This is a genomic window from Nitrospirota bacterium, assembly GCA_016212185.1.
Taxonomy (GTDB): Bacteria; Nitrospirota; Thermodesulfovibrionia; order UBA6902; family DSMQ01; genus JACRGX01.
On record JACRGX010000014.1, the window covers coordinates 1 to 16,254 of the forward strand.

General features: G+C 44.6%; 13 protein-coding genes. 3 read left to right on the forward strand and 10 right to left on the reverse strand.

Translation table 11 applies throughout. From position 1 onward, the window contains the following. The 3 genes from HZA10_01515 to HZA10_01525 form a co-directional block, all read left to right on the forward strand. On the forward strand, positions 1-313 hold a 313-nt coding region (locus HZA10_01515; protein MBI5194980.1), incomplete at its 5' end, for a rhomboid family intramembrane serine protease. 103 nt (positions 314-416) lie between these two features. Then, positions 417-1,238 carry a substrate-binding domain-containing protein gene (locus HZA10_01520; protein ID MBI5194981.1) on the forward strand — a complete coding sequence of 274 codons (822 nt, stop codon included), beginning with the start codon at positions 417-419 and terminating at the stop codon, positions 1,236-1,238. 183 nt (positions 1,239-1,421) lie between these two features. Then, entirely contained in the window at positions 1,422-3,422 is a 2,001-nt protein-coding gene (locus HZA10_01525) for a hypothetical protein (GenBank protein MBI5194982.1), read from the forward strand. Between the two features lie 138 nt (positions 3,423-3,560). Here the strand turns inward: HZA10_01525 and HZA10_01530 are convergent, their stop codons facing one another. From HZA10_01530 to HZA10_01575, 10 genes are all read right to left on the reverse strand, one after another. Beyond that, positions 3,561-5,693: a molybdopterin-dependent oxidoreductase gene (locus HZA10_01530; GenBank protein ID MBI5194983.1), complete on the reverse strand. Its 2,133-nt coding sequence runs from the start codon at positions 5,691-5,693 to the stop codon at positions 3,561-3,563. 118 nt (positions 5,694-5,811) lie between these two features. Further along, entirely contained in the window at positions 5,812-7,347 is a 1,536-nt protein-coding gene (locus tag HZA10_01535) for a hypothetical protein (protein ID MBI5194984.1), read from the reverse strand. Between the two features lie 16 nt (positions 7,348-7,363). Further along, positions 7,364-7,723, reverse strand: a complete 360-nt coding sequence (locus HZA10_01540) for a hypothetical protein (GenBank protein ID MBI5194985.1) — start codon at positions 7,721-7,723, stop codon at positions 7,364-7,366. An 88-nt stretch (positions 7,724-7,811) separates the two neighbouring features. Then, positions 7,812-8,792 carry a glycosyltransferase gene (locus tag HZA10_01545; protein ID MBI5194986.1) on the reverse strand — a complete coding sequence of 327 codons (981 nt, stop codon included), beginning with the start codon at positions 8,790-8,792 and terminating at the stop codon, positions 7,812-7,814. A 3-nt stretch (positions 8,793-8,795) separates the two neighbouring features. Further along, positions 8,796-10,250, reverse strand: a complete 1,455-nt coding sequence (locus tag HZA10_01550) for an acyl--CoA ligase (protein ID MBI5194987.1) — start codon at positions 10,248-10,250, stop codon at positions 8,796-8,798. 136 nt (positions 10,251-10,386) lie between these two features. Then, entirely contained in the window at positions 10,387-11,553 is a 1,167-nt protein-coding gene (locus HZA10_01555) for an FAD-dependent oxidoreductase (GenBank protein ID MBI5194988.1), read from the reverse strand. A gap of 8 nt (positions 11,554-11,561) precedes the next feature. Then, positions 11,562-13,022, reverse strand: a complete 1,461-nt coding sequence (locus HZA10_01560) for a radical SAM protein (protein MBI5194989.1) — start codon at positions 13,020-13,022, stop codon at positions 11,562-11,564. 15 nt (positions 13,023-13,037) lie between these two features. Further along, positions 13,038-14,192 (reverse strand): CehA/McbA family metallohydrolase, encoded by a 1,155-nt coding sequence (locus tag HZA10_01565; protein ID MBI5194990.1) that lies wholly within the window; start codon positions 14,190-14,192, stop codon positions 13,038-13,040. 35 nt (positions 14,193-14,227) lie between these two features. Beyond that, positions 14,228-15,463 carry a DUF362 domain-containing protein gene (locus HZA10_01570; protein MBI5194991.1) on the reverse strand — a complete coding sequence of 412 codons (1,236 nt, stop codon included), beginning with the start codon at positions 15,461-15,463 and terminating at the stop codon, positions 14,228-14,230. 27 nt (positions 15,464-15,490) lie between these two features. Then, a partial coding sequence (locus tag HZA10_01575; protein MBI5194992.1) for a lysophospholipid acyltransferase family protein occupies positions 15,491-16,254 on the reverse strand: 764 nt, incomplete at its 5' end.

A 16,254-nucleotide genomic window follows, 5' to 3' on the forward strand; every position in this document is an offset into this window, starting at 1 on the left:
GCTTACATCCGCTTCATCCATGGTGCCGATGGTAGGGGCCAGCGGCGCAGTTGCCGGCATACTCGGAGCCTATATACTTTTATTTCCAAGGGCCAGGGTTTATACCCTTATCTTTTTCGGATTTTTTATGCGTGTCATTGCACTGCCTGCTGTGTTTGTCATCGGGCTTTGGATTGCAATCCAGTTTATTAACGGCATATTGAGCAAAGGCGCCGCAGACCACGGCGGTGTTGCATGGTTTGCCCACCTTGGCGGCTTTGCATTCGGTTTTTTGATGATAAGGCTTTTTTTAATGGGTCGCAGAAGTGTATAATTAATGGAAATTCACTTGACAATGGCGCTTAAATGTGATTAATTTAACAGTGTAATGTTTTTTAAGTTTTAAGTGTGACCATTAATAAAGGGAGGATAAGTAAATGGCAAAGAAGTATCTTTTTATTTCGGTGCTGTTTATCATCATGCTGTCTTTTACTGTTTCATGGGCTGAACCTGTAAAAATAGCAGGCTCAGGCGGTATGATTAAGTTAGTTACAGAACTCGCCAAGGCGTATATGGGAAAAAACCAGGGCGATGTAATTGAAGTCAAGCAGGAATCCATTGAGGCTAAAGGCGGGATAATGGGCGCGTATAAGGGCGACCTTGATATCGGCATGGCTGCGCAGCAGCTTGACAACGGACAAAAAAAGTGGGGGCTTAAGGTCTTTCATATAGCAAGTACTGCCACAGTTGTGACAATAAATACTGAAGTATTAAAGATTGACGGCATTAAAAGCCAGCAGGTATGCAATATATATGAAGGAAAGATTAAAAACTGGAGTGCACTCGGCGGGCCTGATGTGCAGATTATGCCGTTTACCCGACCCGACCCGGACTCTACAAAGGTCTCGGTCCGTAACGGTATACCGTGCTTTGCTGATCTGATAGAAATACCTGAGGTTCTTATAATGGCAAAGCACAAGGACATGAATAATGCCCTTATGAAAAATCCTTATGCAATCGGCTTTTCAGATCTTGAATCAATTGAGATGTCAAACGGGAAACTCAAGGCGCTGAAACTTGACGGTATAGCTCCTTCTGTAGATACAGTTATATCCGGTACGTGGCATATAATAAAACCCTTTATGCTGGTAACAGGCAAGAAACAATCAGCGACAGCCGAAAAATTTATTCAGTTTATTAAGACGCCAGCAGCGCAGGAAATTATAAAGAATAACAGCGCCGTGCCAATGAAGTTTTAGGCAGACATTATAAAAAGACAATTTACCACAGAGAGCACGGAGAAGATGCAAATTAAAAATTAAAAGATAAAAATTAAAAAATAATGACTTCCTTAATTTTGCATTTTGATTTTTTCTTTTTTAATTTTAAACATTCTCTGTGTTCTCTGTGGTTGAATCTTTAGTAAAAGGCGATATTTATAGGTGAAAGTAACCAAGAGATTATCTACGAAATTTATCCAAAGGGTGCTTATAATCCTGCTGATAGGGCAATCCGCTATTTTTTACATGACGTTTTCCAATAACTCCACAATGCTTGAAAGACAGCTCAGGCAGAGGGTTCTCTTGACAGCAACCCTGATCAGTAATACTGCCGCTATTGCCATTGTCAGTTATGACTATACATTTATTGAGCCGTTAGTGGACCAGATGCATTCTGACCCGGATATTTGGTCTGTAGAGATCTTTGATAAGGACGGCGTCTCTGTAATTTCAAAGACGCATCCGGGATGGGAAAAGGAATTACTTACTGCCATTGAGTTTCCTATTAAGGCAGGCACTGAAGTGATAGGCAAGCAGGTAATCCGGTATAGCCTGAAAAATATAAAAAAAGAAACAACTTCCAGCCTGATTACCGCACTTATTTTTCAGGGTGTTATTTTTATTGTTTTATCCATTCTCATCTATGTTTTTTTTCAGCGGAATGTCGGGAAACGGATAGGGAATTTAAGTGAGCGTATAGGAGTAGTTACCAGCGGAGACCTGACTGTGGATGTCAGCGCCCTGCATGACGACGAAGTCGGAGCCATAGCAAACGGTCTTAGATACCTTATTAATCAGATTGATGGGGCGATTAAAAAGATAAAAAACCTATCAGGGGAAGTTTCCTCTGCAGCAAATCAGCTTAACACGACATTCAAAGGAGTTGTGGATGTTGCGGATAAACAGCAGAGGTCTACCGAGGAAGTTTCAGATTTTGTAAAGAACGCCTCAGCGTTCCAGAAGCAAATTGTCGTGAATACTGAAAAACTACTTTCCCTTTCAAGTGATAATCTTTCCGCAATCCTTGAGACAAGCGCCACATCACAGCAGATAGCAGTCAGCGCCGATAACCTTAACCAGAGCCTCAATAATTCGTATACGGCTGTGTCTGAACTTGCACAAACCGCTCAGGGAGTGGCCTCAATGGCAGAGGCGGTGTCTTCTGCAGTGGAGCAGGCTTCAACTTCTGTTGAAGAAATCACCGCCACTGTAAGAGAGGTGGAGAATATCATCAAAGAAGCAGCCTCTCTCAGCACCCAGACAACAGATATAATCTCAAGCAAGGGCGCGGAGTCTGTTTCAAATGCAATAGCAAGCATCAATACGATTAAGGAATTTGCAATGTCGCTTGCGGCTATAATGGATGATTTATCCAAAAGGTCGGCTGATGTTGAAAAAATACTGTCAGTCATTAAAAATGTTACCGAGGAGACAGGCCTCCTTAGCTTGAATGCCGCAATTCTTGCCGCCCATGCAGGCGAATACGGAAAAGGATTTTCAGTTGTTGCAGACGAGATGAGACATCTTTCCGACAAAACCGCAAACTCAACGCGGGAAATTGCGGCTATTATTTTGGCCATTCAGAAGGAAATTAAAAAAGCTGTGGAAGGAACAAAGGAGACTCTTAAAACAGTTGAAAACGGAAAGGAAGTTATTCATAAAACCGGAGGCACCCTGAATGAGATACTGCATGCGTCCAAAAATTCCACTGAAATGGCGAAAAACATAGAACGCGCAGCGGTAGAGCAGACAAAGGGGCTTGAACTTATTGTAAATTCCATTGAGCACATTAAAAAGATGATCGTTGATGTGAATAAGGCGTCTGAGAAGCAGGAAAAAAGCGCTAACTATTTGCTTGAAGGCATAAGTTCAATAAGGGATGCAATGGAAACTACGAAGAAGGCAACGGAGGAACAGGCCAGGAGCAGCCGTGTTATTACTGAAAATATTGAGTTTGCAAATGAAAAGACATCTGAAATCGCCAGGGCGTCTTCCGAACAGGAAAAGGCTAATGAAAAAATACTTGTTTTAATGGATGATGTTATGAAGATGGGGAAAGAAATAGTAGGCGATGTTAAGGATGTTTCAGCCTTTCTTACCGCCCTGTATGATAAGGCGGCGGTATTGGGCAAGGAAATGGAATATTTCAAGACAAAAGATTAGTAGAGGTTATAGAATTTATAACCGGATATAGCTGAGATAATGTCAAATTCCAAAATCCAAATTTCAAATAAAGTCCAAATGAACAATATCAAATAACCAGTTGAACTCTAACCTTCATTTGGCATTTGAGCTTTGTAATTAGTCATTCTTTTCAATTCTGCACAGAAGTCCTCGCAACTGATAAGTTCCGAAGGCCGGGTCATAAGGCGGAGCATTGTTTGTCAGCACATTTGCATTTGACTCCCAGACGCCGTAATCAGGCCCCGGTTTTTCAGGAAACCACCATCCATGTTCAACATTGATGACGTCAGGCCGGATATCTTCCGTGATTAACGCCTTTAAGCAAATGCTTCCGCGCGGCGAGCTTATTTTTACCCGGTCGCCGTGTTTGATGCCGTGTCTTGCCGCGGTCTCAGGATGGATTTCCGCCTGAGGGTCAGGCCTGCGGCTCCGCAGAGATTTTATCTGCCTGTGCTCGCTGTGAAAGAATTCAAGCCGCCTGCTTCCTGTTGTGAGGACATATGGAAATTCCGCAAGAAGTTCCGGAGACTGCAGAGGGCTTTCAGGCGGTTCTTTATAGGAGGGCAGGGGGTCGTAGCCCATTTTTTCAAGCTGCCTGCAGTAAAACTCCACTTTTTTGGACGGTGTGCGAAAACCTTTCTTTTCATATTTTTTATATACATGAGACGGATAGACATATACTTTTTCTTTCAGCTCCTGATAGGTTATGCCGAGCGGAGACAACTGATAGTCCATTACATCTTTCAAAGTTTTTTCAGAATCAGGAAGTTTCAGCCTTTGGCTCAGCTCATCCATTATCCATTCATCCTGCCTGCATTTGCCGGTTTCAGAGGCTTTGACCTGAGCCATGACGACATTTTCAGCAACAAGCGGATAGCCGATGACCTGCTCAGCCTCGGTCCAGAATGCCGCCGGCAGGACATAGTCGGCTATTGCGGCAGTGGGCGTCATAAAAAGATCGGTTACAACCAGGAGGTCTAATTTTTTCAGGGATTCATAAACCTCTCTTGAATTAGCGACTGTGGTCAAGGGGTTGTTCCCGAAAATCAGCAAGGCCCTGATCCTGTAAGGCTCTCCGGTGCGCATAGCCTTAAACAGCGTCGGGATGTGGGCCGAGGGCATAAATGCGCGCCAGCCGCCAAGAAGTTTGTAGTCTTCAGCGCCGAGGCGCTTCTTCAGCATTCCTTCAGGGAGCTTGTCCTTCAGGGTTGGATAGCCTTTGATTATGTTCATGCCGAATATATCAGCGCCGGGGATGTCAATATTACCCGTCAGGGCGCGCAATATGGCAATGGACCTGACGGTTTGCAAAGAGTTAGGGCTTTGCTCAAGGCCCAGCCCCCATTCAAGGATTGCAGGCTTGTTTAATGCATACACCCTTGAGGCTTTGACAATGTCTCTGGCCGGCACTTGTGTAATTGCCTCAGCCCACTCAGGCGTGAAGGGAATAATGTGTTTTTTTAATTCTTCAAATCCAAAGGTCCATTGCCTGACAAATTCTTTGTCGTAGATTTCTTCATTAATAATTACATTAATCATGGCAAGCGCCAGGGCGGCGTCTGTGCCCGGGCGCACCGGCAGCCACAGGCTGCATTTTTTTGCAGTCTCCGAACGCCTCGGGTCCACTGCGATTCCAACAGCGCCTTTATTCAGCGCTCTTTTTACGACAATGGATAATTCTCCGTCAGGGCCTGAAACCAGCGGATTATGCCCCCAGAAGAGAATGCATTTAGGCGGGGTAATGCCGTAATAATCACCGACGACAAATCCTCCGTAAGTAAGATTGCTGACTGTAATTCTTGGGATAAAGCACTGTGCCAGCCCGGGTTCATACCAGTTTGGCGTGCCGAGGGCATTTGCAAACCGTACGGTGTGCATGTAGTGATGACGTCCTGTGCCCTGACCCAGTGCAATGGACTCAGCGCCTGATTCTTTGCGGATTGCGTCAACCTTTAAGGCTATTTCATCAAGCGCATGCTCCCATGAAATCTTTTCCCATTCACCGCCGCTCCTTCTGCCTTTCCGCTTCAGCGGCTCTTTCAGGCGGTCCGGATGATTGGCAATTTCAGGGGTGTGCAGTCCCTTGATGCACATCCACCCCTTGCTTAAAGGCGATTCGGGATTGCCGGTTACCTTAATCACCCGGCCGTCTTTAACATGAAGGATTGCGCCGCATCCGCCGTGGCATATCCTGCAGACACTTTTAAATATTTGTACGTTGTCCTGGAGGTTTGTCGTTGATTGTTCCATTTTTGTCTTATGAATTAACCTGTCCCTTAAATTATACAGACTTAAAATGAAATCGGGAAGAGGCATATTTGCCTCTTCCCGCATTTCATTTAAAAAAGAGAAGCAATTAATGAACCAATTACCGGGATAATCCGCTTGTCACCGTGAAGTTAAAAGAATCGTCGTCAAGTATGCCGCCTTGCGCGTTTGTCAGTTGAATGCCGTATGTGTATGTGCCGGGATTAACCCATGGACGGTTGATTTGACGGGTAATGGTTTTTGTTTCGTTTCCGCGAAGCCTCATTAATGCCGGTCTCCGCCTGTTTGTAGTTCCATCGGGCGTAATGGTGTAGTCAGTGCTGTAGAATGAATAATTTGAGCTGGTGGTGTTAGTCAATGTGACAGTGAAAGCCCCTAATAAATCTCCGGGCGCTATAGTTGTGACTGCCGGAGGAGTGATGGTTTGGGTAACAACTGGCTCCGCATAAGTGTAAAACCAGTTTAAAAACTCATCCCACTGTGTGTCGGCAGGGAAGTCAATTACTGTGCCATTATAATTCGTGTCAAAGGAAGATGCTGTCTCAGGGAAATATATAGCCAGTCCATGAGAATTAGACGACGGTGTTCCGTGAAACTCGGCAAATACCGTTGAATCTAACGCAGTCATGACATTCAGCGCTGCATTTTGAATATCAGGGTCGGAAACGCCTGTATAAACCAGTCCGGCAAAATGATAAAGGTCTATATACTCAGGATAAGTATATTCCTGACTTGCCGCCCTTGCGGTTGCGATCTCAGACCTGTTGGAGTCCATAGCCGCTGCAAAATTACTGACAGCAGAGGATAGACTGTTCATCATGCTCAGATCTATGGCTGATTGTGTTGTGTCGCTGTTTGGACCATAGGACTGGCCATAACGATTGACTATAACAGTTGCTAAATCGCTTGCCGTCATTGCCGGCGCGGCTGCCAGATCAGCCAGCAGGGTATTATAGGGCCAGCCGTCACCCGGTTCTGTTTCTTCAGAACCTACCATTACAGCCGCAGAATCTTTTACTTCATATGCAACTTCTACCATCCCCATAAGACAGGCGTCAAAACCCAGCAGGGTAACCTGAACCCTGTCAGCTTCAATGGTCTGCAGGGCGCCCTGGAGTTCATTTGAGTAAAGGCTGTCGCCGCCGCTGGTATCATCCCAGCAGACTGCTTTAGTTACCTTCTCGGCCAGTTCCGGCGCTCTCCATCCGCCGCCGTGGTTCCATAATATTACGGCATAATTATTTGCAGGATAATTGTCCATCCCCCATTTTACAAAGTCTATAAGTGTCTGGGGGTCTGCCATATTTACTTCCCGTCCGCCGCTGCCGTCACCCCAGTTGGAAATTGCATTTGCAATTGTGGGAGTCATGTTCTTTGTTATTAAAAAACGCTGGGTGTTTTTCCAGTCGCCATAAGCCGTGCTGTAGCCCGGGATTCTGTCAAACTGCACTACAATATTTACGTTTGCGTCTGAACCTACAGATGCCATTTCCATAAAATCATCCACCCCATAACTTTCAAGGTCATTATCCGCGTCTAAATAGACCATAAACGTCCATTCTGCGGCATAAACGCCTTGTGCAAGACACAAACTAAAAACCAAAACAAAAAACAGAACAAATGCTGACCCTTTCATTTTCCTTTCCCCCTTTTTATTTATTGTTTGCGGTTTTAACTACTTCTAACGCCAGTATATACGGAATATGCTCTTTGCTTAATAATAATTTACCCCTTACAACAATTTCAACTCCGATATCTTTCTCTATATTAAGCCTTGTGGAAGTTTTTCCGGTAACGTAAATAGCGCCTGTATTATCTTTGATTATCCAGTCGCTGCGGGTAATTCCGGGATGCGGAATGTCCTCGCCATGCCAGCCGAGATATTGACCGCGTACAGCAATTAACTGTTCTTTGAATTGCTGAACATCCTTTAACAGTTTTGCAATGGAATGATATTCTGCTGTGTTTGGATTCTCATCTTTTGCCTGTGCGATACATGTTGCAGGAGGCATATATGAAAAGATTAAAAAAAATCCTGTATAACATAATAAAGTAAAAGAAAAAAATTTAGGCGCTGCGTTCATAGCGTCACATTATAGACTATTTCGTGCCTGTTTTCCCCCTCAGAAACCCGAAGACTGCCCCGAGACCTAAAGAGGCGGCTCTGACAGAAAGAAAGAACGGCGATAAAACGGCAACTGTCAAATCATTCTTAGCCGCCAGCATGGTAAAAGGCAGGGATGAAAGCATAAACAAAAGGATGACAACAATGAAAAAGCAAGACATCAATCGCGGCTGAAGCCATATAAGCGGTAGACTGGTCAATAGTAATAATAATGAGAAAATCTGAAGCTTTAGGGTCTGTGGGGTATAGGAATCCTTGAACATTTTATCCGGATACCTTTTATAAACTATTATCCTCCAGTAACCCCTCCAAAACTTCAGCCTTGCGTATTTTTTTATTGTATCGGGATGCTTAAGGTGAAAGACAATCGCAGCGGGGTTAAAAACCATTTTACAGCCTGCGCGGGACATCTTGTATGAGAGTTCTGTGTCTTCATTATTTGCAACCGGGAATGAAGGGTCAAATCCGCCGAAAGAAAGAAATGCCGGTTTTCTGAAAGCCGCTGAATAGGTGTCAACCATATCAATTGAATCTGCTTTTTTCAGCATTTCAAATCTTTCTTCAAATTCTGCCTGGGCAAACCTTGCAGTCAGGCTTTTCTGGTTTGTTTTATATGCCCCTTTTACTGCAATTACTGCAGGGTCTTTAAACGGCATAATCATTTCTTTAATCCAGCTTTCCTGCGGGACGCAGTCTGCATCTGTAAAAAGTATGATTTCCCCTTTTGCCTCGCCAGCGCCCCTGTTTCTTGCAGAGGCCGGCCCTTTGTTGGGCTGGGGAAAATATTTTACGGGAAACCGCTTAACTATCTCAGGCGTCTTGTCAATGGAGCCGTCATCAACCACAATAACTTCATAGTCATCTCCCGGGATATTTTGTTTTTCAAGCGCATCAAGGCATTTCCTGATTGTGCCTTCGGCATTGTACGCCGGGATGATGACGGAATATAGAATCATTTATCAGGAATCACTTTGTTTATGACGTATTAATTTTCCGCTGGCTGTCTTCAGGAGTTTGTCAACGAAAATGAATTTTTCAGGAATCTTATACTGTGACACATGACGGGCGCAGTGTTCTGCAAGCTCTGCCTCAAGTTTTTCACCCGGCATGTTTGTCCTTGCGTCTTTTTTAATTACGATATGCGCATGAGGAACTTCTTCAAACTGTTTTTTTGAATGAGGAAATACATAGGCCTCTTCTACGGCAGGGTGTTTTTCAAGGACTTCTTCAACTTCCTTCGGGAAAAATTTCATGCCTGCAAGGTTTATCATTTCCTTGGAGCGCCCTGTAATAAAGAGAAAGCCCTCGTCGTCAATTATTCCAAAATCGCCTGTGTCAAACCAGCCGTCTTTCAGGCAATCGGCGCGGAGGCGCCACGGCTCATAGTAAGCGTCAAAGAAACCCTTGCCGCGGAGCTTAATGGTTTTCAGATTCTCCCCCAGGCCGCTGTCTTCAAGAAGCGCCTGAAAATCAGGCAGTATGCGGCCGACAGATTTACTTTTCCCAACTGGATTATCAATGTTTATAAAAGGCAGGCCTACTTCTATTATCCCGTAGGCCTGACTCAGAGGCACACGGAATAATTGATAAAACCTATCTGCAATTTCAGAGGCCAGTCCGCTTGTGGTTGAAATGGCTAATCTCAATCCTGACAAATCTGCCGCTCCTGTGTTGCTCATGAGCTGATAATGTGTCGGAGAGGCATAAATAATTGTGCATTTCATCTTCTGAAGAGCCTTTATGATGATTTCGCCCAGGAAACCTGCCGATAATACAATTGTAGCTCCGAATGACAGATAAGATACAATTGATACGGTAAAGTGATATGCCATGGACAACAGCCAAAGGACTTTGTCGTCCGGTCCGATATTTAAAACACGGTTGGCTGCATGGATGCGGTCTTTTATGGATTCGTGCGAGATTACAACGCCCTTTGCGCTGCCCGTAGTGCCTGATGTAAAGCGCAAAAAAGCCGGATTGATTCCATGGAAGCCTTCGGGATGCTGACGGCTTTTGCGGACAGGCAGGAGGGTCAGCCCGTTTGAAAGGTCTGCCGGTTCTTCTATCCGCACCGGGTCAAATAATTGTGAATCCCTGCTTCTGGAAACAACGGCATCAAGCGCGATAGTGCCGCAGAGATGCAGTTTTTCTTCAGGCGTCATTTCAGAAGCAACCGGGACGATGCATGCGCCGAGCATCCAGCCCGCATATGTCATGATGATATATTCAGGGCAGTTGGTCAGATGTATGCCGAGACAGCTTCCTTTCTGAATACCTGACTTGCTTAAAATCCCGGCCTTTGATTCAATTTCCTTGAGAAGTCGGGCATATGTGTATGTCGTGCCTCCGGAGATAATTGCAGGGTGTTCGGGCTGCTGTTTTGCGCGGTCTTTAAAAATATCAAATACATTCATAATTATTAAACCCTGCGGTCTCTGCTACAGTTCCAAATTTCTGTCATTCCGGCTTGTCCGGAATCTTTTCGAAAGGATTCCCGATCCCGAAACTTCGGGAGAAATGACGTCATACGATAATTTAGATTTGACTCTTTCATAATACTAATCCCCTGCATACTGCTTTTGCAACGGCCTCGCCCATGGCCCAGCAGCATCCTGCGACGCGTGCAGAGGACCTGGCCCTGTAATCCGCTGAAAAACATTTGCCTGCTGTCCAAACATTTTTCAGACTGTGCACCTTCAGGGAACGCAGGGGGATTTCGTAATAGTCATTTTCTTTGGGGTATTCAAGAAATACCCCTTTTCCCTGATCCCAGAATTCAACCGGCCATGCACAGCGGCATGCCGCATCGCTGAACTTCCGTGCGTTAATAACGTCTTCATATGAGAGGCAGTACTCGCCTGCAACTCTCCCGCTGTCGCGTTTACCCGGCATCCCTGTTTTATAAAGCGCTGCGTTGGAAAAAGCGGGCAGGGCGCGCAGGAAAGAAATTAAATCATCTCTTAATTTATCCGTGAACCCGGATGATGTTTGTGCAATGTCAGCGTCAACAGTCATTTTTACATAACACTCGCCTTCATATACTCCCTGGTCAATCCAGGTCCCTGCGAGCTCAGGCGGAAGTATGCCTTTTTTAACTTCACTCCTGATATGATGCAGGTATTTGACGTTATTGGGGAACCTGAGGGCGTCAGGGTCCACTCCGCGTAAAATAAAAATCAGGCCTGCTGATGCCTTTGGCTCGTTGTTAATCACTAAATCAGGATTGATGAGCCTAAGGGCTTCACCTTTACCTGTTGCATCAATTAAAGCCGTCACATTACTATTAACAGCCGTCTTATCACCGGTTACAGCAATAGATTTAACAGAGCCTTTATCTACTTCTACTGCGCTTATAAAGTTGTTGAGCATTAGTTTGATTTGAGGCATTTCATTAAGCCAATCCTTGATTACCTTTTCATATATGTCCGGTGAGCACTGCAAGGTCCACGTCCTGCCGATTTGTCTTGTTTTTGTAAAGGAGTCTGCGCCGAGCAGGCGTTCAGTCAGCTCTTTAGTTATGCCGTTATTAATAAATTCTCCGGAGGAGTCAAAGATGCCGCCCAGTGTGTGAATCAGTGATTTTGTGACGGTCCCGCCTTCGCTTTGTGATTTTTCTACGAGCAGGACAGGGCGTCCCATCCGTGCTGCAGTAATTGCTGCGGAGATTCCTGCGGCGCCGGCGCCTGATACGACAAGGCTCTTTTCATTATCACTCATAAAACAGCCTATGTGTGCTGAATGTCAGAACCCTTTAGTAAATACTTAGTAAATGTTTTTAATGACTTCAGGGTTCTCTTAATCTCCCTCGGATGTGCAAGCATCTGTCCCATTTTGTAAAAAAGATACCCGGGCCTTAAATAAAACTCTCTCCTTGCGTTATCGCAAAACCGCACCAATGCCTCAGGCAGGAGGTTTTCTGTTTTTACAACTGTATTGTGAAGTCCGGCAGGGGTAAGCCATTTTGAGAAATCCTCTGTGATGAGAAACCCCTTTTGCCTGTACCAGTCGTAGGCAACTGTTCCGGGATAGACCATTACCGGATAAAACTGGACCGTATCGGGGTTAAGCCGTTTGGCCAGCTCAAGCGTCTGCTTCATTGTCTCTTCTGTCTCGCCGGGCAGGCCGGCCATAAAACAGCCGTGAATGAGTAGGCCTGCCTTTTTGGCAGTTTTCATGAATTCGTGCATTTTTTCAAGCTTGATGTTTTTCTTCATGCCGTCAAGTATCCCCTGACTGCCGCTCTCAAATCCGACGCAGAAGGACCTGCACCCGGCTTCCTTCATTTTTTTCATGGTTTCAAGGTCCAGCCCGACCCGCGCATTTGCCGTCCATGAAATCTTAATCCCCTTTTTTATTATTGATTCAGACAGCTCAAGACAGCGTTCCTTATTTACGGTCAGCGTGTCGTCTTCAAAAAATACAGCCTTTGCCTGCGGAAAATTTTCTGTTATATATTCCATTTCAGCGACTACATTCTGCACGCTCCTCATGCGGTAATGGTTTCCCATGAGCGTCTGCGGGTAAACGCAGAATGTGCATTTGAAAGGACAGCCCCTGCTGGTGGTGATTGTAACCATGGGGTAGAGGGCGTTTGGATTGAAATAGTTTTCTATCTTCAGGAATTTTTTATAAACTGCGCTCACAAAAGGCAGTTCATCCAGATTTTCAATAAACGGCCGCTGGGGATTATGAATGATTTTACCGCGGTCCCTGAAGCTTATTCCGGCAACATTGCTTAAATCGCCGTTTTTTTCAAGAGTGCGGGCCAGGTCCAGCAAAGTGTAATCATACTCATATCTTGCAACTGCGTTTATTTTCTCATTCAGCAGCAGACTTTCTTCAGGGAGCGCGGATACATGCGTGCCGGTAAGAATGAGAAATGAAGAAGGGCAGACATTTTTTAATTCACCTGCAATAGCGGCATCATTGTAAATGCTCGGCGTGCTTGTGTCCAGGACTATCAGATGAGGTTGTAATGTCTTAGCCCTTAGGAGAATCTCATCAAGGCTGTATCCGTCAGCCGGGGCGTCAATGAGGTCCACCTCAAAGTTGTTTTTTTCAAGCACGCCGGCGGCGAAGGACAGCCACATGGGAAAGTAAAGCGTTCCGCTTTTGGTGACGGCAGGGCTTCTCTGGGGGCGCGAGAACTTCTTAAGAAACGGCGGATTTAATATAAATATTTTCATACGCTCACTATCCATTTATTGCTGTGTTGTCACCCATATAGGCGAGGACCACGCCCTTTCATTGTTTCTTTGAATAACCCGCACATAATAAAAGTCCCCGGATATATAATCAGCGTCTGTCCATGAGTAGCTGACGGCATTCTGGGAAAAGGTTTGTGTATGGACAGGGGTGACGGAGCTGCCGTTTTTAATAATATCAATATGGTCAATAAGCGAAGAATCTGCGCCTTGTGCAGAGATTTCAAGCGCCGGATACTCTCCGCTTGCTAAAATTACATCAGACCCCATTTTATTGCCGTTTATATTGAAACTCAGGATTATTTTAGGACCTGAAGTGGCATACGTGTGTCTGTTTTTTATGGCTTCCCAGATGTTAGCCCTGCTTAATGAAGAAGTAATGACGGCAATAAGCCCTCCGTTATACTGAATCCTGCTCATTACGGAATCAGCGTTATAAACCGAGCCTGCCCGGCCATCGTGCGCATCTGTCCCTGCAATGATGCCTATTTTATAGCCTTTAGTTGCAAGGGCATATGCCGCAGAACCGTTTGAATTGCAGCTGACAGGCAGTTCATAATTTAATCTGCACGATTCAGAACTGCCATGCTCAGAGTATATCTCCATAACAGGCTGATAATAAGGGTTGTGGTAATCCCAATTGGTGGCTGCGGTATTGTTATCTGCCACATGGTGGGGAATGGTTATGGCTTTATAGCCGGAACTATCCAGCGCGCTCCACAGGGCGTCCGGGGTTGTATAGTGTTTGGCGCCGAACACAGCGCTGAAAGGGATGTCTAATATCCTAAATATTACGGATTTGTGTCCATATGTCTGGTTGGTCCACTCATAGCCGAGAAATGGAATAAAGGTTGAGGTCTCAATGCAGTTGCCGTTTTGAAGTTGAGCTACCGTATCATTCCAGAAATATTCGCTCATTCTTCCTGTTGCCGGATTATATTCCGCATGGTCTGTAACTGCAGCAAAGTTAAGCCCGTTGTTTTTTGCGGCGCTGCATACATCGTCAGGGATTGCAATACTGCCGTGCATATAGGCATCACTGGAATAGCTTGTGTGAACATGGATGTCGCCCCAGTAGACCTCTGCTGAAACAGGTGTAAAAAATAAAAGTATTAAGGTTAGAAACACGGTAAATTTTAATAGCTTTGTCATGTTCGTATCCTCCTTGTTTAATTTTCTTTATAATCTTAAGAAATCTTTCTTACAATCTTATCATATTGCCGCATCTGCTCTGCCATAAAACCGAAAGTTCCCCTGAATTCAATCGCAAGGGCAGGGCACACGAGGAAACAATAAAGACAGCCGATACATTTATTATTGTTTATCTCCTCCGGCAATTTCAACCCGACCGGGCAGTAATCATTGCATTTACTGCATTCTTCCCTGCATAATTTTTTGTTTAAGACAAGCCCTTCAAAAACCATTTCGTCCTTAATAAAATTGTCCTGCCTCAGCCCCGACTTAAAAAGGATTTTCCCGATAAATTCAGTTGAGCAGAGATAATTAAATATCCGTGTATTCCTGACTGCAAGAAAATATTTTTGTCTCTTGGGGCTGTGTATGAAACTTGCAAGCAGTCCTGCTTTCGGAGGGAGAAAACTTTTCTGATATTGTTTTACATCAAAAGAGTTCACAGCCCCATGATGTTTATTGGTTAAAAGCCCTGAATTTTCGGCAGCCCTGAGCGTAGCGACTTTTCTGTAGTCAAACATGGCAATTTTAGCGCATGCAAGGTCAATGAGAACCGGGTCAAGCCCTGCAATTATAAACCCTGTATATTTAGGCACTCCCCTCGTAGGCCCAAGCCCTTCCATTGCTATGACGCCGTCAACGATGTGAAGGTGCGGCTTTATAAATTTATTAATATTAAGAATATTCATTGCAAGGCTTTTGTGCGTCTTTTTTTTGTTCTCCTGGCCTACAAGACAGCCCATCATATTTTTCAGGCATACGCTCATGCCTGCCTCAAAATGAGTTTTGAGTTTAGGCAGGTTAATCAGAAAATCAGCCTCCATGACATCCTTTGCCACAGCCGCCTTTACCCCGTTTTCAAAATTGATATATGCAGGCTCTGAATAATTGAGGTCTGTGACCTTGACTCCGTAATATTCAGCAAGTTTGTCAACCTTAAGGCGTGAGATGACGCTGATATTATTTCTGTAATAACCGCTGTTTGTCCCTTCGCCGATTGTGATACTGCTGTATCCCATGTTTTTCAAACACTCTATCAATGCTGAAATAATGCGCAAATCAGTAGTGTTGCCGGTCAGTGCGTTCATGTTTGCATTCAGATTGGGCTTCAGAAGTATTTTTGCGTTTTTACCTGACGGCAGAATGCTTGAATAATACCCTATAATGCTTTTTACGGAGTTTTTTATATCCGGGAAACTGTTAACCTTATTATTTATTAAAAAAGGTTTCATATGTCATAATCATATCAGGCTTGATTTTTAAATTTCATCCCAGAAATGCCAGCAATGGGGATAGCGCCGTACGTAATCTTCAAAAGCAGAAATAAATTTCTCAGTGATATAAACCATATCTTTTTCCAAATCCTTGTGGATTCCCTCTACGGGGTTTTCAAAAACTATTCTGAACTTATTATATCTTTCAGTTATGATGAATGCCGGGATAAAGGCGGCGCCTGTTTTTATTGCCCATGCCGCAGGACCGAGAGGAAACATATTTTTTGCGTTGAAGAATTTAAACTCTCTATGTTCTCCAAGCTGTACGCCTCCTCCTGCGCCGTCGCCGGTAGTGAAAACTACACCTCCCCTGGCGAGGTGCTTATATGCCTTGCCGAGGTATTTGTTTGCAGGAAGAATGGGCGGCAGCATTGCCTCGTATTTTAACCTGTATCCGAATGCCACGGCGCGTCCTATCCTGCTTAGCCCTATGTCTTTCGGATACCCAATTTGGACTGGATTATACCCTGATAAAGCGAGCGCCAGAAGGGTGATTTGTACGGGACCGAAGTGGGGCTGAACAATGAGAACGCCTCGTCCGGTTTTTAATTCTTTTTCTAATGTGCCAAGGTTTTCAAAAGATATATATTTCTCAATTTTTTCTTTGGTTGTTAATTTCGGATATAAGAATATATGGAGCCTGTCAATATAATGATTTTCATAATATTTTTTTGTGATGCTGAGGGCTGCTGCTTCATCTTTATTCAGGACGGTCATTATGTTTTGTGTGATTTTTTTCTTCTTTCCCC